Here is an 18,767-nt window from a genome sequence, read left to right on the forward strand (position 1 = left end):
GGCGCTCCTTGCCCCGTGGGCGCGGGGCGTGGGCCCCGCCCCCATGCTCGCCTCGTCGCGCTCACCGCGCCGTGGTCGACCGGACGACGGCGAGGGGGCAGGGAGCGTGGTAGACGAGTGCCTGGCTGGTGGAGCCGAGCAGCATGCCGGTGAAGCCGCCTTGGCCGTGGCTACCCACGACCAGCAGCCGGGCGTCCCTCCCCGCGTCGATCAGGGCCCGCACGGGACGGTCGCGGACGACGACGCGGTCCACGTGCACGTCCGGGTACTTCTCCTGCCAGCCCGCGAGGCGTTCGGCCAGCAGGCGCAGCTGCTCGTCCTCGACCTGTGCCCAGTCGACGGTGAAGCGGGAGTGGAAGGCGCTGTCGACCAAGAAGTCGGTCCAGGCGATGACGGCGGTCAGCGGAGCGCCGAGCACGGACGCCTCGGCGAACGCGAAGCCGATCGCCTCCTCACTCGTGGGCGAGCCGTCCACGCCCACCACGACCGGACCGTCCCGGCGGACCCCGTCGCGGACGACCACCACCGGGCTCTTGCCGTGCGAGGAGACCGCGACGGCGACGGAGCCGACCAGCAGGCCGGAGAAGCCACCCAACCCCTGCGAGCCGAGCACGACCAGCCGTGCCCCGTGCGAGGCCTCGATCAGCGCGGCGGCGGGCCGGTCGAACACGACCTCCGTCTCGACCGCCAACTCGGGGGCAGCCGCACGGGCGGCGGCCGCGGCCTCCTCGACCCACTGCCGGCCTTGCTTCTCGAACGCCTCCCGCACCTCGTGGCCGGTCAGCACGATCTCCGGGTAGCCGCGGGTCGGCAGCAGGTAGGCGTGCACGAGCTTGAGCGGCACACGGTGCCGGGCGGCTTCCTCGGCCGCCCACTTGGCGGCGGTCAACGCCGACGCCGAACCGTCCACACCGACCACGATCGGGGCACTCATCACAGGTTCCTCTCCGAATCCGGTGTCGGGACCGCCGGTCGACCCGCGCGTTTCCCTCGTGTTTCGACGCTAGGCGGCCGACTGGGCGGGGACAGTGGTCCTAGGTCCTGACCGGGCAGGGCCCTTGGGTCACGGCCGGACAGCTCCCACGGCCCTGTGCCGCAGACGACGGACGGGCCACCGTGAAGCCATGACCCACCGAGTTCCCGCGCCGGTCGTCGTGGCGGATGACGGCTCCCCCTGGAGCGAGGCCGCCCTCCGATGGGCGGCCGAGCACGCCGCGTCCACCAGGGCGCCGCTGGAAGTGCACCCACCCACCGCCGACCCCGTCCACGACCTGTTGGTGGCCGGCTCACGGGCCGGGCTCCTCGTGGTCGGCTACCGCGGTGCCAACGGCACGTCGTTCGGCCTGGGCAGGCTGGTGTTGCCGCTGGTCGAGCACGCGGTCTGCGACGTCGTCGTGGTCCGCGGCACCGCCGAGGCCCTGTGCCGCGACCACCGACGGGTCACCGTGCTCCTGTCCGGTGACGTAGCCGACGACGACCTGGCCCTGGCCCAGGCCGTCGCCTACGCCGAGGGGCAGCACGTGGCGCTGCGCGTCCTGCACGCCACACCGTCACTTCCGGTGCGGGCCGACGACCCCGTGTGGCCGGTCACCCACGCCGACGACGTGCTGCGCGGCACCCGGCACACCTCGGTGCTGGCGAGGATGCACCCGCACGAGGCGATCACCCGGTACGCCGACACCGACCTGCTGGTCCTGGCGGGACGGGGACCGGTCACCCGCGCGGCGCTCCACCACGCCCCGTGCCCCGTCCTGGTGGCGCACCGCTACCCGGTCGACGTCGCGCCCCCGCGGTCCGCCGAGCACGATCGAGCGGCACACACCGTGCACTGACACGATGGGAGGACCTAGAGCGCACGGTGGGAGGGTCTTTCGACCCTGTGTCGCACGACTCCCATCGGCGAAGGTCTGATCAGGCGGATGACGGAGAGGTGGAGCCGGTGGCCCGGGTGTTTCTGGTGGACGACCACGAGGTGGTCCGCGTCGGCGTGCGCGAACTGCTCAACAGCGCCGACGACCTGGACGTGGTGGGCGAGGCCGGTTCCGTGGCCGAAGCGCTGGCCAGGGTGCCCGACAGCGGCGCCGACGTCGCGGTGCTGGACGTGCGGCTGCCCGACGGCAACGGCATCGAGCTGTGCCGCGAGCTGCGCTCCCGCATGCCCGACCTCAAGTGCCTGATGCTGACCTCGTTCACCGACGACGAGGCCCTGTTCGACGCCATCATGGCCGGCGCGTCCGGGTTCGTCCTCAAGCGCATCCTCGGCACCGACCTGCAGACCGCGGTCCGCACCGTCGCCGGCGGCGAGTCCCTGCTCGACGCCCGCTCCACCGCCGCGCTGCTCAACCGCATCCGCCGCGAACGCGAGCAGGGCGACCCCGTGCGGATGCTCACCGACCAGGAGCGCACCGTGCTCGACTACATCGGCGAGGGCCTGACCAACCGGCAGATCGCCGAGAAGATGTTCCTGGCCGAGAAGACCGTCAAGAACTACGTCTCGCACCTGCTGGCCAAGCTCGGCCTCGAACGCCGCACCCAGGCCGCCGTCCTCGCCACCCGACTGCGCAAACCCGCGCCGCCGGCCGAGGGCTAAGCCAGCGGAACCTGCCAGGTCAGGCGGGTGCCGCCGCCGGGTTCGCCGGTCACCGAGCACGTGCCGCCCAACGCGGTGGCCCGCTGTTCGAGGTTGTGCAGGCCGCTGCGGGCCACCTGTGCGGGCATGCCCACACCGTCGTCCACGACCGTGATCGTCAACTCGTCGCCCGCCTCCACGGTGAGGACTAGTTCCTTCGCCCGCGCGTGCCGGACGGCGTTGGTGACCGCTTCCCGGACCACGGCCTCGGCGTGCTCGCCGATGTCGTCGGGCACCGAGTTGTCCACCGTGCCGGTCATCCGCACGGTCGGCGTGACCGACGCGTTCTCCGTCAGCTCGGAGACCAGGTCCAGTAGCCGCCGCCGCAGGCCCGGCAGGTCGTCGCCCGCCTGGAGGTCGAAGATCGAGGTGCGGATCTCCAGCACGGTCTCGTCCAACTGGTGCACGGCCTTGCGCACCCGCTCCCGGACCTGCGGCTCGCGGATCGCGCCCAACGCGCCCTGCAGGCTCATCCCGGTGGCGAACAAGCGCTGGATCACGTGGTCGTGCAGGTCACGCGCGATCCGGTCGCGGTCCTCCAGCACGTCCACCAACCTGCGCGCCCGCTGGTTCTCGGCGAACTCCAACGCCACCGCCGCCTGGTCGGCGAACGACGCCAGCAACGGCACCTGCTCCGCGCCGAACCGGGCGCCGCCCTTCTCCCGGGCCACCAGGAGCACACCTGTCACGCTCGGCCCGGCCCGCAACGGCACCACGACGCCCGGGCCCGCCTCGACGGGCACGTCGCCGAGCCGCCCCTCCAGGTCCTCGACCAGCATCGGCGTGGCCGAGGCGAGCACCTCCTCCACCACCGTGCCGGAACCTGCCAATACACCGCCGACCAGGCCCTCGATCCGCTCACCGGCGCCGGCGGCCAACCGCATCCGCCGCCCGTCCACGCCCTCCACCAGCACGATCAGCGACATCGACGCCGCCGACAGCTCACGGGTCCGCTGCGCGACCAGCCGCAGCGCGTCGTCGGCCGAGGCGCCGCCCAGCAGCTCGGTGTTGATCTCCGCAGTGGCCTCCAGCCACCGCTCGCGCATCCGAGACCGCTCGAACAAGCGGGCGTTCTCCACCGCGACGCCGGCGGCCGCGGCCAGCGCGGTCAGGACCACCTCGTCGTCGGCGCTGAAGTCGGTGCCGTCGACCTTCTCCGTCATGTAGAGGTTGCCGAACACCTCGTCCCGCACCCGCACCGGAACACCCAGGAAGCTGTGCATCGGCGGGTGGTTCGCCGGGAAACCCACCGACGCCGGGTGCTCGGCCAGGTCGTGCAGCCGGATCGCCCGCGGGTCCTTGATCAACAGCCCGAGCAGGCCCTTGCCCTGCGGCAGGTGCCCCATGTGCGACCGCGTCTCCGGATCGATACCGACGTAGACGAACTCCGACAGGTTCTCCTGCGTGCCCAGCACGCCCAACGCCCCGTACCGGGCGCCGACCAGCTCCACCGCCGCCTGCACGATCCGCTGCAACGTCGAGTCCAGCTCCAACCCCGCCCCGACCGCGAGCACGGCGTCCAGCAGGCCCTGCATCTTGTCCCGGGTCGAGCCGATCTCGGTCAGCCGCTCCCGCACCTCGTCCAGCAGCTCGTCCAACCGCAACCCGCCCAGCAGGCGGTGCGGCGTCACATCGTCAGCAGATCCGGCCACGAAACCAGCCTTCCATCACATCCGGGCACGGCCAAGTCCGGCAGTCCCTGCCCGGAAGGGACCTTCGACCATGTGTTCCCGCGCCCCGGCGGCGCACAGTGATGGTGTTGGTTCGATCAGGCGACACGGGCAGGGACGACATGGCAGACGTGACCGAGGTGCTCGGGCTAGCGGGGAACGAGGTGACCGACGTGCTCACCGCCGCCACGCTCGCCCCCTCCGTGCACAACACCCAACCCTGGCGGTTCCGCCTCGCGCCCGACCGCATCGAACTGCACGCCGACCCGACCCGCAGGCTTCCCGCCACCGACCCGGAAGACCGGGAGCTGCGGCTGTCCTGCGGCGCGGCCCTGTTGAACCTCCGCCTCGCCCTGCGCGACCACGGCATCCGACCTCTGGTGACCCTCATGCCCGGCGCGGAAGCACCCGGAGCGCTGGCCACGGTCCGCAGGGGCGGTCAACGCGACCTCGACGAGGAGACCCGGCAGCTGATCAAGGCGATCCCCGCCCGGCGGTCCAACCGCAAGCCGTTCCGCGACGCGCCGGTACCCGTCGAACACCGGCACGCGCTGGTGCGCGCCGCCGAGCGTGAACGGTCGTGGCTTCACGTCGTTACCGATCGTGACGAGCGCGCTCGACTGCAGCGACTCGTGGCCAAGGCCCAGCGGATCCAAGCCGACGCGCCGGACGTGCGGGCCGAACTCACCGGCTGGACCGGCCAGCGAGCCGGGGACGGCATCCCACCCAGGTCCGCCGGCGTGCGGCCCGCGCCCCAGGACGAATGGGCCCTGCGCGACTTCCACGCAGCCGAACGCCCACCGGGCAAGGACTACGAGTCCGACCCGCTCGTCGTGGTGCTGTGCTCGTTCTACAACGGGCCCCTCGCCGAACTCCAAACCGGCCAAGCCCTGCAACGCGTCCTGCTCACCGCCACCACCCTCGGACTCTCCGCCTCCTTCATGTCCCAAGCGATCGAAGTGCGCCCCGTCCGCGACGAACTCCGCCGCGCCCTCGGCGGAACCCTCGAACCCCAGACCATCCTCCGCATCGGCTTCGGCTCACCAGTCCCCGCCAGCCCCCGCCGCACCGTCCGGGAACTCCTCCTGGAACCGATCGGGACGGTTTGAACATCGGTGTGAATCCAGAGCAGCCACGCTGGGACCGATCCGTCAGCGACTGATCCTGGCGATCGCCACCCTGATGCCGGTGCTCCTGATGGCCAGGGAGTGGGTGCGCAGGGCGGCGCGGGTGAAGAAGTACATGGATTTCTTGAGCGGACCGGGCTTCCCGGTGGCGATGGCGTAGACGATCGTCCAGTCCGACGGGTGGCCGAACTGCGCCACCGGGTCGAGCTCGTGGAGCTTCGCCATGAGCTTGGCGCGGTAGTCGTCGTTCGACATGATCAGCTGTGCCGACACGGACCCCTGCTGGAAGAGGTGGCTCATCTTGTCCGAGCCGTCCATCCGCTTGACGCAGATGAGCTTCTTGTCGGCGGTGAGCTGGTCGCAGATCTCGACACGTTCACCCGCGCGTCCCCGGTAGAAGTCGCGGTCCAGTAGGGCATGACCACGCAAAGCGCAGCTGTGGCGGTTGTAACGGTCTTCGCCGTAGTTCCCGTCGACATGTCGGATCAAGTACTCGTCATCCCACTCCGGCATGTCGAGGGTCTCGGTGATGTCCGGGATGTTGTCCGCCAGGTACCGGTCGACGATCTCGGCGTAACCACGATCTACTCGGAACCACGCGCCCGCGGTGACGGCGTAGTCCTGGTTCACGCCGTCGACCTCGTGGCGGACCAGACCGACCACGTAACGTCGAAGTTCCTCCTTGGCACCGACTGACCCACCGGCGGCGTCCAGTGCCTGTACCTTGTTGCACTGCAGTGGGTTCTGCCAACCCTCAAGGGAGTCGATCGCACTGTAGACGCTCTCGGTGCGCAGTTCCCTGAGCACTACCTGACGTCGATAGCGGGACAACCGGTACCGATCCGCCACGACGTCCAACTCGTCGGGCATCGCGAATCCGACCTCGGAGTCACGCGACCGCATGCACTCGGTCATCCGGGCGTCCAGTTCGGCGATCCGCTCCTTGTCCGTCTCCCTGCGGAAGTAGTCCAGGAACGGGAAGTGATCGCGGTAGGACTTCGACTCGTAGAGATCGAGTGCCTGCCGCAGCTTTGACGGCAGATCCGCGAGCGCGAACGTCTCGTCGAAGTCCAGTTGGAGCGAGTCAGCGCCCTTGGCACTGCGCGCGAACCCCGGGATGGTGACGTAGCCGCCGAACTGCCGGATCCACTCCTCGTCGGTCAGCAAGCCCAACGCGAACACCTCACCGGGCTGCGCGAGCCTGCTGGTCGCGTTGCGCTTGCCCTTCCCGAGGCCGCGGGCGTCCGCCCAGGTGAGCGAGTTGGCCGCCACGCAGTTGGCCGCGACGCGGAGCCCGAAATCGGGTTCGACGTCCGCGTGGCCGATCGCGTGGAAGCCGGTGCCGAAGGTGACAGCGAAGACCCTCTCGTCGAACTTCACGAGCAGGACGGCGCCAGCCGACTTCGACAGCGGACGGTCGCCGTTCGGGGTGGCGATGATCGGGTTGAGGTAGTCGAACCACATCACGCCGTGTGCAGGTGTGTCCCGCATGAACAGCAGCCACTCCGTCGACTCGTCCGGCGGCGGCAGGAGATCGCGCTGTGCGAGGAGTTCGTGATGCCGCAGCGTGCGCTTGGCGAACTCAGCGTGCCGTCTCAGCAGGTAGAGCGTGATGCGCACGGCGCACCTCCGAGCCGTAACAGTCCTCACCGGACGCTACGTGTCCGCTGACCGATAGCCACATCACACGATCGAGGGAAGTCGGCGGATCGGCCACGAACGTTCGTTCGAGGCAGCATCACTCACGCCACCCGATCTCACCTCATAGTGATTGGGGATTCCCGCTATGAGAGTCGAAGGCGTTGACGGTCGCGACCAGCTCGCGCTCGACGCCGCACTCCTCCGACGCCCGGAGCATCAGTGATCACCGCGTCACCGTGCGGAGTCGCACGGCCAGCTTCTCCACCTGCGACCCGCACCGGAGTCCTTGGAGTTGAGCCGCCACCGCATCGGACCGAAGCCCAACCTCGGGCGGCAACGTCGCGCCTCCCTCTGGTTCTGGCCGCCCACCGGTTGTCGTTGTGGCCCCACCACGGCGCCGCCGTCAGATAGTGAGGTTCTGCGCGTGGCGCAGGACGTCCAAGAGGAAGCGGGGTGGTGGAGTGGTCATGCGGCGTGCGGTGATGAAGTAGACGAGGGGGTTCTTCTTGCCGGTGGCCAGTCCTTCGGCCACCACTGCTCTTGCCTCATCGTCCCAGCCAGTCCACTGCGAGTTGAGCAGGGGTTCAAGGGTGTCTTCGAGGACCGCGTAGCGGGCGTGGGCGACGGTGTCCGGGAAGTCCTCGACGTCGGCTTCCAGGTAAGTGAGCAGTTTGCGGTTGTCGGCGATGTCCTTCGCGACCTTCTCAGCGATCTTGTCCGCTGCCTTACCTCGGGCGCGCATGATGTCGCCGCCGTCGCGGTCGCCGTCAAACATGGTGTAGCAAGGCACGCCGAGTTCCGTGAGGATGGCGTGGGCGAGCATGATGTTGGACTTGCCTCCGACGTCGGCGACGGTGATGCCTCGGCTGAGCAGCGAGGTGACTGAGGACTTCTCGGCCAGTCCTTCCAGGACCGCCTTGTCGGTGGTGCCCTCGACGAGGATCGCGGCGTTGGCGAAAAGCGCCTCGGAGAGCTTGGATGCAGCGACGGCGTCGAGGTGGACCTGTACGGAGTGCAGGCTGCCGGCCAGTCCGCCGGCGCCAAGGCCCGTCCAGGTGTTCGGCGCGCCGTGGAAACGGAAGACACTCGACGAGTCTGCCAACCTGTGGTCAAGACCACTCAACGAGGTAGCCGGGACAGCAACTGCACGAGATCTCCCGGAAACTCGGACAGGTGCGCCTCGGCGCAGTAACGTACAGCACAGGCCGCAGAGATCAACTCAACTGTCGAGTAATCACCCGCGGACAACATCTTCGAGCACATCCCCAAGGGAACCGCGAAGTCCGCTTGCGCGGCGCCCGTCAGTGACTCGAACAATCCAGATTCCTCCGAGAAGACCAGATCCACGATGGAATCCAGAGTCTCCATTACCTCGGAAACGTCCAACCTATGGGAGAGATCAACCGTGTCCCCGTACTCGGCGAAGCCGAATCGGTTAATCCGGAGGTGCTGCCTGCTCACATCGATCCCCTAGAAGTCGACCCCTGGCACGGCAACGTCTGGCCGCCACCAGCAACCGCAGTACCTCACGCTCTGCAGGCGACCACCGGTTTACACCTCGACGGCGATGACCATGATCATCGTACCGGCAATTGATCACTTACCGGTCGTAGTAACCTGGAGCAGCGACCAGCACCGACTCGAAATACCAGCCTTCAGGCTCGTCGGCGCTGTCCGACCGGAACGGTCGGCCCAGGGCGAGAAGCAGGTCCGGCGCAACGACGTGAAGCCCCTCGTCCTCGACCTCCAAGCGCGTGACGCCCGAAAGCCTCTGGATGACTTCGTCGGCCGGGGTGTCGAATATTGCGATGTCCCCGAACCTGATAGTGACGTCGCGCTCGGGCCGGTAGAGCTCGATGGCTTTCACCCGCCGCTCCCGATCAGGGCTGAGCGAGATGGTGAGCTCGGACTCGTAGTGGGCGAATCCGAGCCGGCTGTCGCGCCCCGGGCTCGGGGTGCGATACCCGTCGAGGGAATGCAGCAGTTCGGCGGCCTCGTCGAACGGCATACCGATTCTCAACGGCCCCACCCCCGCGATGGGTCGATGACCAGGTCCACTTGCTCCTCCTGCCTGACCGTGCGTCACCATAGTGACAGTTGCACGTAGATCGGCCGCGGCACGATGCGCCGCCGGTAGCCACGGTTCGGCGACTGCGGTGGGGGAACCTGACCAGGAGGTGGCGTCGACGGTGCTGTGGTTGGTCGTTCGCCCGAGCGCACCGACCGCGTCCGGGTGGTTCGGTTGGACGCGGTCGGTGGATGTGAGGCGTGATTACTTCGCCGGTGGCGGCGGGTTCAGCGGCAGCCAGTCGTCGAATCGGGTGGTGGACAGTTGTGCGTCGGGGCCCGGGAGCAGTGAGTCCTTGGCCAGTTCGGCCCCGAAGTAGCGGGCGCTCCGGTCGGTCACGACCTCACGCGGGTCGCCCTGGAACTCGAGGCCCTTGCGGATCAGTTCGTCGAGGCCGAACTGCTCGGGGCCGGCCACCTCGATCATGCCGTTGAGCGGCACGCCCACGGCGGTGCGCCCGACCGCGCTCGCCACGTCGTCGCCGGCCATCGGCTGGATCAGGGCGTCGGACAGGCGCACGGTGTCGCCGTCCGTCGCCGCCTGGGCGATGCTCCGCACGAACTCGAAGAACTGGGTCGCGTGCACGAGCGAGTAGGGCTGCCCCGAGTCCTTGATCAGCTGCTCCTGCGCGACCTTCGCCCGCATGTAACCGCTGTCGGTGAGCCGTTCGGTGCCCACCACCGACAGCGCCACGTGGTGGCCGACGCCCGCCTTCTCCTCGGCGGCGAGCAGGTTGGTGGTGGAGGTGCGGAAGAAGTGCATCACGGCCTCGTCCGCGAACGACGGCGAGTTGGAGACGTCGATCACGACCTGAGCGCCTGCCAGCACCTCGTCCAGGCCCACGCCGGTCAGCGTGTCGACGCCCGAGTCGGGCGACGCGGGCACCGCCTCGTGACCGTGCTCGCCCAGCCTGCGCACGAGCTTGGCGCCGATCAGACCGGTACCACCGATGACGACGATCTTCATGACGAGCCTTTCGGGCCGGGGCGCCCGGCCGGTCCGGGCACCTCTGTCGCAAGCAAGACCGGACAGCCTTCCCGGTTGTGACAGCCGGCGCGCTCCGGATCACCCGGGCGGGTCCCCGTCGAGCCGCAACCGCATGACGCCACTCGACGGGCAAGGGGCAAGGCGGTGTGCGCCGGTCGACCAGGTGCCGGGAACGAGCGCTAAGCGTTCAGCTGGTGGTGCACCACGGTCGACGCGGTGACGGCGACGCACACGGCGGCGATCAGCGTCACGGTGCCGGGCAGCCCCACGACCGGCACCGTCGACGGCGACACCGCGACGGCCGCGGCGCCGATCAGCAGGCGCGCGTGCCGGATGAACGACCTCCGGATGAACGACCTCCGGATGAACGGGGCGTGCACCGCCCACAGCAGCACCAGGAAAGCGGCGACCGGCACGGCCACCGCCCAGCCGGCGGCCACCTCCGAGACCTCGCCGCGGTGCGCGGTCCGCACCACGGCGACCTCCAGGCCGGCGCCGAGGGCCGCCAGGGCGGCGAACAGCCCGAAGTGGCCGTAACCCCACAGGTACGACCGACGCCTCGCCTCGGCCAGCGCGTCGCCCGCGGGCTCCAGCGAGTACAGCCACCACAGCGCGAACACCAGCACCAGCCCGGACCCCGCGACCGCGGTCAGCGACCACGTCCAACCCTCGCGCACCGCCGCGTCGACACCGGTCGACGCGGCGAACACGCCCTCTCCGAGCAGGATGATCGTGAACAGGCCGTACCGCTCGGCGATGTGGTGGGGGTGCCAGGTCGTCCGCCGCCCCCGCTCCGCCCACGGCGGCACGGCCAGCTCGACCAGCGCCAGCACGACGAACGCGGGCAGCGACCAACCGCCGGCGAGCGCGCCGGACTCCGCCGCCACGAGCCGCAGCAGCCAACCGGCCTGCGCGACCGTGATGCCCGCGGCGTACCGCAGGGCCGTGCGCCTGCTCTCCGGGTCCTCGACCGCCACCCGCACCCACTGCGCGACGAGCGCCAGCCGCATGACCAGGTAACCGAGCGTCACCGTGCGCAGATCGCCCTCGGCGGCGGCCGGCACGCCGGCGGCCAGCACGAGCACGCCCGCCATCTGGAGCATGGTCATCAACCGGTAGCCGACGTCGTCGGTGTCGTACGGCGAGGCGAACCAGGTGAAGTTCATCCACGCCCACCAGATCGCGAAGAAGACCTGGAGGAACGCCACCACACCGGACGACGCGTGACCGCCCTCGATCGCGTGCGCGAGCTGACCGACGGCACCGGCCACCGCGACCACGAACGTCAGGTCGAACAACAGCTCCAGCCGGGTGGCGACGCGATGGGGCTCCTCGATCGGGCGTGCGCGCATCCGGACGCGGAGGTCGACGGTTCTCATGCTGTCCCCGTTCTCTCAGGTCACCCCCTGAGACCGGATGGGTCGCCCGGTTGTGACGGAGAACGGCCGTCGGTGCGACGGGGTACCTTCGGCACCGCCGAGATCGGCACGAACGGGCACGGAGGCGACGGTTGACGGATTCCAGCGCGACTGCCGGACCAGGGGACTCGGACGACCTGGCACGGGCCGCGGCGATCTTCACGACCCTGCGGCCGCGCCTGTTCGGGATCGCCTACCGCATGCTCGGCAGCGTCGCCGAGGCCGAGGACCTGGTGCAGGACGTCTGGGTGCGGTGGCAGCTGTACGACCGCAGCCAGGTGGTCAACCCGGAGGCGTTCCTGGCGACCACGACGACCAGGCTCGCCATCAACGCGCTGCAGTCGGCCAGGGTGCGGCGCGAGACGTACGTCGGGCCGTGGCTGCCCGAGCCGGTCGACACGAGCGCCGACCCGTACCTGGGCGCCGAGCGCGGTGAGGCCCTGGAGCTCGCGGCCCTGATGCTGATGGAGAAGCTCACCCCCAACGAACGCGCCGCGTACGTGCTGCGGGAAGCCTTCGGCTACGCCTACGCCGAGGTCGCCGACATCCTCCAGTCGACCGAGCCCGCGGTGCGCCAGCTGGTCAGCCGGGCGCGCAAGCACATGGCCGGCGAACGGCGCAGGCAGGTGACCCCCGACGCGCAGCGGGAGCTGCTGGCCGCCTTCATCGCGGCCGCCCGCGCCGGTGACATGGCGTCGCTGGAACGGCTCTTCGCGCCGGACGTGACCAGCCTGTCCGACGGCAACGGCAGGCTGGGCGTCGCGCGCAAGCCGATCGTGGGCGTGCCCGCCGTGCAGCGGTACCTCGGCTCGTTCTCCTCCTGGTTCTGGAACGACGTCGACGTGCGGTGGGTGAGCGCGAACGGGCAGCCCTGCGCCGTGCTGCTGCGCAACGGCGCGGAGTTCGGCGTGGTCGCGGTCGGCGCGACGACCGAGGGCATCGACCACCTGCTGTGGCTGCTCAACCCCGAGAAGATCACGAGCGTGTCCGACGCGATCTCCTCGCCGCCGTCGAAGATCACCGTGGTGCCCGGTCGGGCCAGGCGGCAGCGAGGGTGATCCCGACCGGCTCGGCGACGTCGTCCGCGGGCTCACCGGGCCGTGCCCGCGAGGCGACGTCGCCGAGATCCGGGACGCCGTGTGCGACGGCGTCCTCTCCCCGACCAGCCGGATGAACTGCGTGGCCCCGGGTCAGTTCGGCCGCGGCGCCCGGCGGTCCGCCCGCCGGGCGAGTTCGTCGGCGTCCACGAGGTCGACCATGGGCTTGCCCGGCTCGCACAGCATGGTGACGGTGAACCGCACCGGGATGTCGTCGCGGTTGTTGCCGTCCTGGTAGTGGATGACATCGCCACCCGGTTCCCAGAACGCCTCGCCCGCTCGCACGACGCGCGCCGGTTCGCCTTCGAGCTCGAAGACCATCTCGCCCTCCAGCACGTAGCCGAAGGCCGGTCCGGGGTGCCGGTGCGGCGGGGTGCCGGGGTCGCCGGGCGGGTACTCGACGACGACGGTCATCGCGTGCGCACCGGCCGGGATGACGGGTGGGTGCGCTTCCTGCACCACGGTGAACGACATGGCAAGACCTCCTTGAGGAACGGGATCACCAGCGAAGACCGGACACCTCCGGGTTTTGTGACGCGCCGGCGGTGTCACAGCCCGCCGCTCGGCTCGGTCCTGGCCGGCACCTGCGCCCGCCTGCCCTCGGTCGGGCGGGGGCGCCAGTCAAGCGGTGCTGCGCCACTCGCCGTGCCCCGGTCGCGGTCGTCCGGCCCGACGCGAGCCCACCGGCGCCGTGAGGACGCCCCTCTGCCGCGGGCACTGTGACGTTCGTCCGGTCTTCCCGCGGTCACCGATCCGAGGGCTGTCCGGTCTTCCCGGTCAGCGGGCCGTTCGCCCGCGTGCCTTCGAGGAAGGACCACCATGACCGGCATCACCACGATCGAGGACCTGCGCGCGCACCTGCAATGGGCGATCGAGCTGGAGCACGCCACGTTGCCGCCGTACCTCTGCGCCCTGTACTCCCTCGATCCCCAGCGCAACGCCGAGGCCGCCGAGGTCGTCGGCACCGTGTTCGCCGAGGAGATGCTGCACCTGCTGCTGGCGGCGAACCTGCTCAACGCCGTCGGTGGCGACCCGGTGCTCGACGCGCCGCACCTGCTGCCGACCTACCCCCACCCGCTGCCCCACAGTGACGGGTCCGTGCGGGTCGGGCTCGCCCCGTTCGGCCCGGCCGCCCTGGAGGTGTTCCTGCACATCGAGCAGCCCGCCCGTGCCGACGGGCCCGCGCAGACCGAGGGCTACGCCACGATCGGCCAGTTCTACGCGGCGATCGAGCAGGGTCTGCGCGACCTGTGCGCCTCGCTCGGCGAGGAGGCCGTGTTCACCGGCGACCCCGGGCGGCAGGTCCGCGACTTCCGCCTGCACCGGGGCGGCGGTCGGGCGATCGCGGTGCAGGACCTGGAGTCGGCGCTCGCGGCGATCGGCGAGATCGTCGAGCAGGGCGAGGGCGCGGCCCGCACGGAGGTCTGGGACGGCGACCGGGACGTGTTCCACCCGGACCGCGACGAGGTCGCGCACTACTACCGGTTCGTGGAGTTGAAGCGGGGCAGGCGGTTCCGGGCGGGTGACACGCCGCGGTCCGGCCCCACGGGCGAAGAACTGCCCGTGGACCTCGGTGGTGTGGCGCCGATGCGGCCGAACCAGCGCACGGCGGACTACGCGCCGGGCAGCCCCGTCCGGCTCGCGCAGGAGGAGTTCAACGACACCTACTGCGGTCTGCTGCACCTGTTGGAGGAAGCGTTCACCGGGAGCCCGGCGCGGCTCGGCGCCTCGGTCGGGGTCATGTACGCGCTGCGCGAGCGGGCGCGTGCGCTGATGCGGATGCCCAGTGGCGACGGTCGGACGACGGCGGGTCCGACGTTCGAGTACGTGCCGAAGGAGCAGCGGCGCGACCGCACCGGGTGACGCACGGGCGACTTGCCGGCCGCGAGGCGGCCGGGAGGCGGTCGCCAGGCGGTCGCTGGGGTCATCGCAGGGTTGAGCCGGGGGCCAGGTCGAGCAGTGGCAGTTCGGGCCTGGTCGGCAGGCCTTCCCAGTCGCCGACGGTCATGACGGCGAACGCGGCCGTCGTGTTGGCCCGCGCCAGGCACGCCGCCGGGTCGAGGCCGTCCAGCAGGCCGGACAGGTAGCCGGCCGTGAACGCGTCGCCGGCGCCCACCTGGTCCACGGCCCGGACCCGGTGGGCGGGCGCGGTCCAAGTGCCGGTGGCGGTGCGCACCCGGGCGCCGTCCGCGCCGAGCTTGGTGACGACGTGGTCGCCGGGGCTCCCGACGAGGTCGAGCTCCTCGGGCGAGCCGATGACCACAGATGCCTTGCGCGCCAACGGGGTGAGCACCCGTGACGCCTCCGCCGCGGACCACAGGCGGCTGCGGTGGTTGACGTCGAAGGACACCAGGCCGCCCTGGTCGAGCACGTGGTCCACGGCGGCGTGGGTGGCGGCCAGCGGTTCGGCGCCGAGCGCGGGCGTGATGCCGGTGACGTGGAGCAGCCGGGCGCCGCCGGTCAGGCCCGCCACCACGTCCTGCCCGGTCAGGCGTGACCCGGCGGACCCGGCGCGGTGGTACAGCACGCGGGTCACGTCAGGGGTGCGCTGCTCGAACAGGATCAGCCCGGTGGGCGCGTCCTCGTCTCGGACCACCGCGGAGGTGTCCACGCCCTCTGCCCGCAACGTCCGCAGCACCAGCTCGCCCGGCTCGTCCGCGCCCACGCGGCCCACCCACCGGGCGGTGTGGCCCAGCCTGGCTAGCCCGATGGCCACGGTGCTCTCCGCGCCGGCGATCGAGGTGGTGGCGGTCGAGCCGAGGCGCCAGCCGCCGGTCGACCGCAACGACATCATGGTCTCGCCGAACGCGATCGCGTCGATCACGCCCCGACCGCCTTCGCGACGAACGCGCGGGCCCGCCGGGCCAACCCCGCCAGGTCTCCCCCGTCGGGCGCGTCACCGGTGAGCGGCGAGCCGATGCCGACGGCGACCGCGCCGGCCGCCAGGTACCGCTCGACGTCGTCCACGCCGATGCCGCCCACCGGGACGAGCGGGACGTCCGGGAACGGTGCGCGCAGCGCGGCGACGTGCCCGGGTCCGAGCGAGGACGCCGGGAACACCTTGACCGCCGCGGCGCCCGCGCGGTGCGCCGCAAGGACTTCCGTGGGGGTCAACGCGCCCGCCAGGACCGGCAGCCCCAGCCCGACCGACGCCTGCACGCCTTCACCCAGGGCCGGGGTCACGGCGAAGGTCGCACCCGCGTCCCGCGCCCGGCGGGCGTCGTCGGCGGTCAGCACGGTGCCCGCGCCGACGTGGACACCCGGGCCCGCGGTCGCGGCGACGCGCTCGATGACCTTGAGCGCGTCGGTGCCCGTGAGCGACACCTCCACCAGCGAGATCCCGTTGTCCACGAGCACGGCGGCGACGCGCTCGCACGCCTCGGCGTCGCGCCCGCGGATGATGGCCATCAGCCGGTGGTCACGCAGTGCCTCGATCAACCGCACGTCTTCCTCCGCTCCTCGTCACCACTCGGCGAACGAACCGTCGTCGTGCCGCCACACCGGGGGTCGCCACCGGTGTCCGACCGCGTCCGCGCGCCGCACCGCGTCCTCGTCGACCTCGATCCCCAGGCCGGGCGCGTCCCAGCGGCGGATCGCGCCGTCGTGGAAGGTGAACGGGGTGCGGTCGAGCACGTAGTCGAGCAGTTCGGCGCCCCGGTTGTAGTGGATGCCGATGCTCTGCTCCTGGATCAGGAAGTTGGGGGTGGCGAACGCGACCTGGAGGCTGGCGGCCAGCGCGATGGGGCCCAGGGGGCAGTGCGGTGCCAGCAACGCGTCGTGGACCTCCGCCAGGGACGCGATGCGCCGCACCTCGGAGATGCCGCCCGCGTGGGACAGGTCCGGCTGCACCACCGCGACGCCGGCGCGCAACGCGGGCAGGAAGTCCGCTCGCGAGTACAGGCGTTCACCGCAGGCGATCGGCACGGGACTCGCCCTCACGACGTCGGCGAGCCGGTCGCGGTGCTCGGGCAGGACCGGTTCCTCCACGAACAGCGGGTGGAGCGGCGCCAGCTCGGGCAGCACGCGCAGGGCTGCGGCCGTGGTGAACCGGCCGTGGAAGTCCACGGCGACATCGCGGTCGTCCCCGATGACCTCGCGCACCGCGGCCAGGCGCGCGACGACGGCGGCGGTCTCGGAGCGGGTCGGGATCGGGCCCGTCCGGCCGCTCGCGTTGACCTTCACGGCGGTGAGCCCGGCGGCGACCTGCGCGGCGGCGGCGTCCGCGACCTCGGCGGGCTCGTCACCGCCGATCCACCCGTACACGCGGACCCGGTCGCGGACCGCGCCGCCGAGCAGTCGGTGCACGGGCACGCCGAGCGACTTGCCGAGGATGTCCCACAGGGCCTGGTCGACGCCGGCGGCGGCGCTGGAGAGGACGGGGCCGCCGCGGTAGAACGCGGACTTCGTCATCACCTGCCACAGGTCCTCGATGCGGCCCGGGTCGGCGCCGACGAGCAGGTCGGACAGCTCCTCGACGGCCGCGCGCACGGTGTCCGCCCGGCCTTCCACCACCGGTTCGCCCCAGCCGGTGACGCCTTCGTCGGTGCTGACGCGGCAGAACAGCCAACGGGGTGGGACCAGGAACGTCTCGACGGCGGTGATCTTCACGCGGCGCCCTCCTCTCTGGTCGCGACGACCGGTCAGGACGAGGTCTTGTAGACGCTCCACCCGCCGTCGACCGGCACGCAGGCGCCGGTGACGAAGGAGGCGTCGTCGCCGACCAGGAAGGCGATGACGGCGGCCACCTCCGCCGGGCGGCCGAGGCGTCCCACGACGGTCTGCTCGGCGCTGGCGCGGCGGTCGTCGGGCCCGATGTCGTCCCAGGCGGCGGTGAGCACCGGCCCGGGCAGGACCGCGTTGACGCGCAGCTCGGCGCCGTACTCGGCGGCCAGTTGGCGGGTCAGGCCGGTCAGCCCGGCCTTGGCCGAGGCGTAGGCGGCGCGCCCCGGCAGGCCGACGAGGGCGTGCACGGAGGAGGTCAGCACCACCGCGCCGCGCCGGTCGCGGCGCAGGTCGGGCAGGCACTCGCGGACGCCGAGGAACGCACCGGTGAGGTTGACCGCGAGCTGCCGTTCCCAGGACCGCGTGGTGGTCTCGTGCGCGGGCCGCACGTCGACCGTGTACGCGTTGTTGACCAGCACGTCGACCGGCCCCAGCTCGTCGCGGCAGACGCGGACCGCCCGGGCCCAGTCGGATTCGGAGCTGACGTCGCAGTGCGCGGCCACCGCGCGTCCACCGGCGCCGGTGATGGCCGACGCCACGGCTTCGACCTCCCGTGACACGTCCAGCAGCGCGACGGCCGCGCCGTCACGGGCCAGCCGGCGCGCGGTCGCTTCGCCGATGCCCCGCGCCGCGCCCGTGACCACGGCGACGCGGCCGGACAGCGGCCCGGTCACCGGCGCTCCGTCCGGGCGGCCACCGCGTCGAGGTCCTCCAGGGCCTTGGCCAGCAGGTCGAGCATGGCCAGCTCGGCGCGCGGGCCGTCGCCGGCGCGCACGGCGTCGAGGACCGCGCGGTGGCTGGGCACGGGGTCGTCGACGTCGGTGTGGGCGTGCACCAGGCGGTCACGGGCGCGCAGGCCGGGTTCCAGGAGCAGGTCCATGCGCGCGAACAGCTCGTTGCCCGTGGCGGCGAGCAGCGCGCGGTGGAACACGGCGTCGGCTTCCGCCGCGGCGGCGGGATCGCGCCCGGCCGAGGCCATGGCGTCCAGCGCCGCGTCGAGGGCTCGCAGGTCGTCGTCGGTGCGGCGCAGCGCGGCCCGATGGGCGACCGCGGGCTCGATGACGGATCGCAGGTCCGCCAGGTCGCGCAGGACGCGTTCGGCGTCGCCGCCGTCGATGCGCCAGTCGATCACGTCGGCGTCGAGCAGGTTCCACTCCGCCCGGGGCCGGACGAACGTGCCCCGCTTCTGCCTGGCGTCCACGAGGCCCTTGCCGGTCAACACCTTGAGCGCCTCGCGCAGCACCGTGAGGCTGACGTCCAGCTCGTCGCCCAGGGCGCGCAGGTCGAGCACGTCGCCGGGCGCGTGCCGGCCGGCCACGATCCGCGAGCCGATGTCCTGCACGACCTGGTAGTGCACTCCTCGGCCGGTGTAGCGGGCCATGTCGCTCCTCCCCGCGGTGGTCGTCCA

At 71.4% G+C, this 18,767-nt stretch carries 20 protein-coding genes; 6 read left to right on the top strand and 14 right to left on the bottom strand.

Annotation, left to right across the window (positions count from 1 at the left end; all coding sequences use genetic code 11):
* Positions 1-61 precede the first annotated feature (61 nt).
* The gene (locus tag ABTZ99_RS39775) at positions 62-934 is read right to left on the bottom strand and encodes a universal stress protein (protein ID WP_499618194.1); all 873 of its coding nucleotides are present in this window, start codon (positions 932-934) and stop codon (positions 62-64) included.
* A 190-nt stretch (positions 935-1,124) separates the two neighbouring features.
* Here ABTZ99_RS39775 and ABTZ99_RS39780 point away from each other — a divergent pair, with 190 nt between their 5' ends.
* Both ABTZ99_RS39780 and ABTZ99_RS39785 read left to right on the top strand, forming a co-directional pair.
* Positions 1,125-1,832, top strand: coding sequence for a hypothetical protein (locus ABTZ99_RS39780; RefSeq protein ID WP_498786054.1), 708 nt, complete (start codon positions 1,125-1,127; stop codon positions 1,830-1,832).
* Between the two features lie 107 nt (positions 1,833-1,939).
* Positions 1,940-2,590, top strand: coding sequence for a response regulator transcription factor (locus ABTZ99_RS39785; protein WP_498786057.1), 651 nt, complete (start codon positions 1,940-1,942; stop codon positions 2,588-2,590).
* Here the strand turns inward: ABTZ99_RS39785 and ABTZ99_RS39790 are convergent.
* Positions 2,587-4,281: a GAF domain-containing sensor histidine kinase gene (locus tag ABTZ99_RS39790; RefSeq protein ID WP_498786059.1), complete on the bottom strand. Its 1,695-nt coding sequence runs from the start codon at positions 4,279-4,281 to the stop codon at positions 2,587-2,589. The genes ABTZ99_RS39785 and ABTZ99_RS39790 overlap by 4 nt on opposite strands.
* A gap of 140 nt (positions 4,282-4,421) precedes the next feature.
* On the opposite strand from ABTZ99_RS39790, the gene ABTZ99_RS39795 reads away from it, so the two are divergent.
* On the top strand, positions 4,422-5,408 hold the full coding sequence (locus ABTZ99_RS39795; protein WP_498786061.1) for an Acg family FMN-binding oxidoreductase: 987 nt from the start codon (positions 4,422-4,424) through the stop codon (positions 5,406-5,408).
* A 42-nt stretch (positions 5,409-5,450) separates the two neighbouring features.
* On the opposite strand, the gene ABTZ99_RS39800 is transcribed toward ABTZ99_RS39795, so the two are convergent.
* From ABTZ99_RS39800 to ABTZ99_RS39810, 3 genes are all read right to left on the bottom strand, one after another.
* The gene (locus ABTZ99_RS39800; protein WP_498786063.1) at positions 5,451-7,046 is read right to left on the bottom strand and encodes a DUF6119 family protein; all 1,596 of its coding nucleotides are present in this window, start codon (positions 7,044-7,046) and stop codon (positions 5,451-5,453) included.
* 424 nt (positions 7,047-7,470) lie between these two features.
* On the bottom strand, positions 7,471-8,169 hold the full coding sequence (locus ABTZ99_RS39805; protein WP_499618197.1) for a TOPRIM nucleotidyl transferase/hydrolase domain-containing protein: 699 nt from the start codon (positions 8,167-8,169) through the stop codon (positions 7,471-7,473).
* A 17-nt stretch (positions 8,170-8,186) separates the two neighbouring features.
* Entirely contained in the window at positions 8,187-8,414 is a 228-nt protein-coding gene (locus ABTZ99_RS39810; protein ID WP_498786079.1) for a hypothetical protein, read from the bottom strand.
* Positions 8,415-8,456: 42 nt separating this feature from the next.
* Between ABTZ99_RS39810 and ABTZ99_RS39815 the strand changes: the two genes are divergently transcribed.
* Positions 8,457-8,663, top strand: coding sequence for a hypothetical protein (locus tag ABTZ99_RS39815; RefSeq protein WP_499618198.1), 207 nt, complete (start codon positions 8,457-8,459; stop codon positions 8,661-8,663).
* A gap of 4 nt (positions 8,664-8,667) precedes the next feature.
* Here the strand turns inward: ABTZ99_RS39815 and ABTZ99_RS39820 are convergent, their stop codons facing one another.
* From ABTZ99_RS39820 to ABTZ99_RS39830, 3 genes are all read right to left on the bottom strand, one after another.
* On the bottom strand, positions 8,668-9,075 hold the full coding sequence (locus ABTZ99_RS39820; protein WP_499618200.1) for a hypothetical protein: 408 nt from the start codon (positions 9,073-9,075) through the stop codon (positions 8,668-8,670).
* A gap of 264 nt (positions 9,076-9,339) precedes the next feature.
* Positions 9,340-10,101 carry an SDR family oxidoreductase gene (locus tag ABTZ99_RS39825; protein ID WP_498786085.1) on the bottom strand — a complete coding sequence of 254 codons (762 nt, stop codon included), beginning with the start codon at positions 10,099-10,101 and terminating at the stop codon, positions 9,340-9,342.
* Positions 10,102-10,301: 200 nt separating this feature from the next.
* Positions 10,302-11,501, bottom strand: a complete 1,200-nt coding sequence (locus tag ABTZ99_RS39830) for a low temperature requirement protein A (protein WP_499618202.1) — start codon at positions 11,499-11,501, stop codon at positions 10,302-10,304.
* A gap of 131 nt (positions 11,502-11,632) precedes the next feature.
* Between ABTZ99_RS39830 and sigJ the strand changes: the two genes are divergently transcribed.
* Complete coding sequence (sigJ, locus tag ABTZ99_RS39835) at positions 11,633-12,598, top strand: RNA polymerase sigma factor SigJ (RefSeq protein WP_499618204.1); 966 nt, start codon at positions 11,633-11,635, stop codon at positions 12,596-12,598.
* Between the two features lie 132 nt (positions 12,599-12,730).
* Here sigJ and ABTZ99_RS39840 read toward each other — a convergent pair whose 3' ends face one another.
* Entirely contained in the window at positions 12,731-13,111 is a 381-nt protein-coding gene (locus ABTZ99_RS39840) for a cupin domain-containing protein (RefSeq protein WP_499618206.1), read from the bottom strand.
* 345 nt (positions 13,112-13,456) lie between these two features.
* On the opposite strand from ABTZ99_RS39840, the gene ABTZ99_RS39845 reads away from it, so the two are divergent.
* Positions 13,457-14,500, top strand: coding sequence for a ferritin-like domain-containing protein (locus tag ABTZ99_RS39845; RefSeq protein WP_499618209.1), 1,044 nt, complete (start codon positions 13,457-13,459; stop codon positions 14,498-14,500).
* A 61-nt stretch (positions 14,501-14,561) separates the two neighbouring features.
* Here ABTZ99_RS39845 and ABTZ99_RS39850 read toward each other — a convergent pair whose 3' ends face one another.
* Genes ABTZ99_RS39850 through ABTZ99_RS39870 form a run of 5 tightly spaced genes read right to left on the bottom strand, consistent with a single transcriptional unit; the run spans position 14,562 to position 18,740 of the window.
* Complete coding sequence (locus tag ABTZ99_RS39850; RefSeq protein ID WP_499618211.1) at positions 14,562-15,461, bottom strand: sugar kinase; 900 nt, start codon at positions 15,459-15,461, stop codon at positions 14,562-14,564.
* Entirely contained in the window at positions 15,458-16,081 is a 624-nt protein-coding gene (locus tag ABTZ99_RS39855; protein WP_498775236.1) for a bifunctional 4-hydroxy-2-oxoglutarate aldolase/2-dehydro-3-deoxy-phosphogluconate aldolase, read from the bottom strand. Before ABTZ99_RS39855 ends, ABTZ99_RS39850 begins: the two co-directional genes overlap by 4 nt.
* An 18-nt stretch (positions 16,082-16,099) precedes the next feature.
* The gene (dgoD, locus tag ABTZ99_RS39860; RefSeq protein WP_499618213.1) at positions 16,100-17,245 is read right to left on the bottom strand and encodes a galactonate dehydratase; all 1,146 of its coding nucleotides are present in this window, start codon (positions 17,243-17,245) and stop codon (positions 16,100-16,102) included.
* Positions 17,246-17,277: 32 nt separating this feature from the next.
* A complete protein-coding gene (locus ABTZ99_RS39865) occupies positions 17,278-18,033 on the bottom strand; it encodes an SDR family NAD(P)-dependent oxidoreductase (RefSeq protein ID WP_498775240.1) in 756 nt (251 codons plus the stop codon).
* Positions 18,030-18,740, bottom strand: a complete 711-nt coding sequence (locus ABTZ99_RS39870; protein ID WP_498775242.1) for a FadR/GntR family transcriptional regulator — start codon at positions 18,738-18,740, stop codon at positions 18,030-18,032. The genes ABTZ99_RS39865 and ABTZ99_RS39870 overlap by 4 nt, the downstream gene beginning before the upstream one ends.
* Positions 18,741-18,767 lie beyond the last annotated feature (27 nt).

This window comes from Actinosynnema sp. NPDC002837 (assembly GCF_040295345.1).
GTDB lineage: Bacteria > Actinomycetota > Actinomycetes > Mycobacteriales > Pseudonocardiaceae > Actinosynnema.

Bases quoted from the DNA above. Each gene is read 5' to 3' on its own strand.
- ABTZ99_RS39775 (WP_499618194.1), bottom strand. From the start codon at position 934: ATGAGTGCCCCGATCGTGGTCGGTGTGGACGGTTCGGCGTCGGCGTTG.
- ABTZ99_RS39780 (WP_498786054.1), top strand. From the start codon at position 1,125: ATGACCCACCGAGTTCCCGCGCCGGTCGTCGTGGCGGATGACGGCTCC.
- ABTZ99_RS39795 (WP_498786061.1), top strand. From the start codon at position 4,422: ATGGCAGACGTGACCGAGGTGCTCGGGCTAGCGGGGAACGAGGTGACC.
- ABTZ99_RS39815 (WP_499618198.1), top strand. From the start codon at position 8,457: ATGGGAGAGATCAACCGTGTCCCCGTACTCGGCGAAGCCGAATCGGTT.
- ABTZ99_RS39820 (WP_499618200.1), bottom strand. From the start codon at position 9,075: ATGCCGTTCGACGAGGCCGCCGAACTGCTGCATTCCCTCGACGGGTAT.
- ABTZ99_RS39825 (WP_498786085.1), bottom strand. From the start codon at position 10,101: ATGAAGATCGTCGTCATCGGTGGTACCGGTCTGATCGGCGCCAAGCTC.
- ABTZ99_RS39830 (WP_499618202.1), bottom strand. From the start codon at position 11,501: ATGAGAACCGTCGACCTCCGCGTCCGGATGCGCGCACGCCCGATCGAG.
- ABTZ99_RS39840 (WP_499618206.1), bottom strand. From the start codon at position 13,111: ATGTCGTTCACCGTGGTGCAGGAAGCGCACCCACCCGTCATCCCGGCC.
- ABTZ99_RS39845 (WP_499618209.1), top strand. From the start codon at position 13,457: ATGACCGGCATCACCACGATCGAGGACCTGCGCGCGCACCTGCAATGG.
- ABTZ99_RS39870 (WP_498775242.1), bottom strand. From the start codon at position 18,740: ATGGCCCGCTACACCGGCCGAGGAGTGCACTACCAGGTCGTGCAGGAC.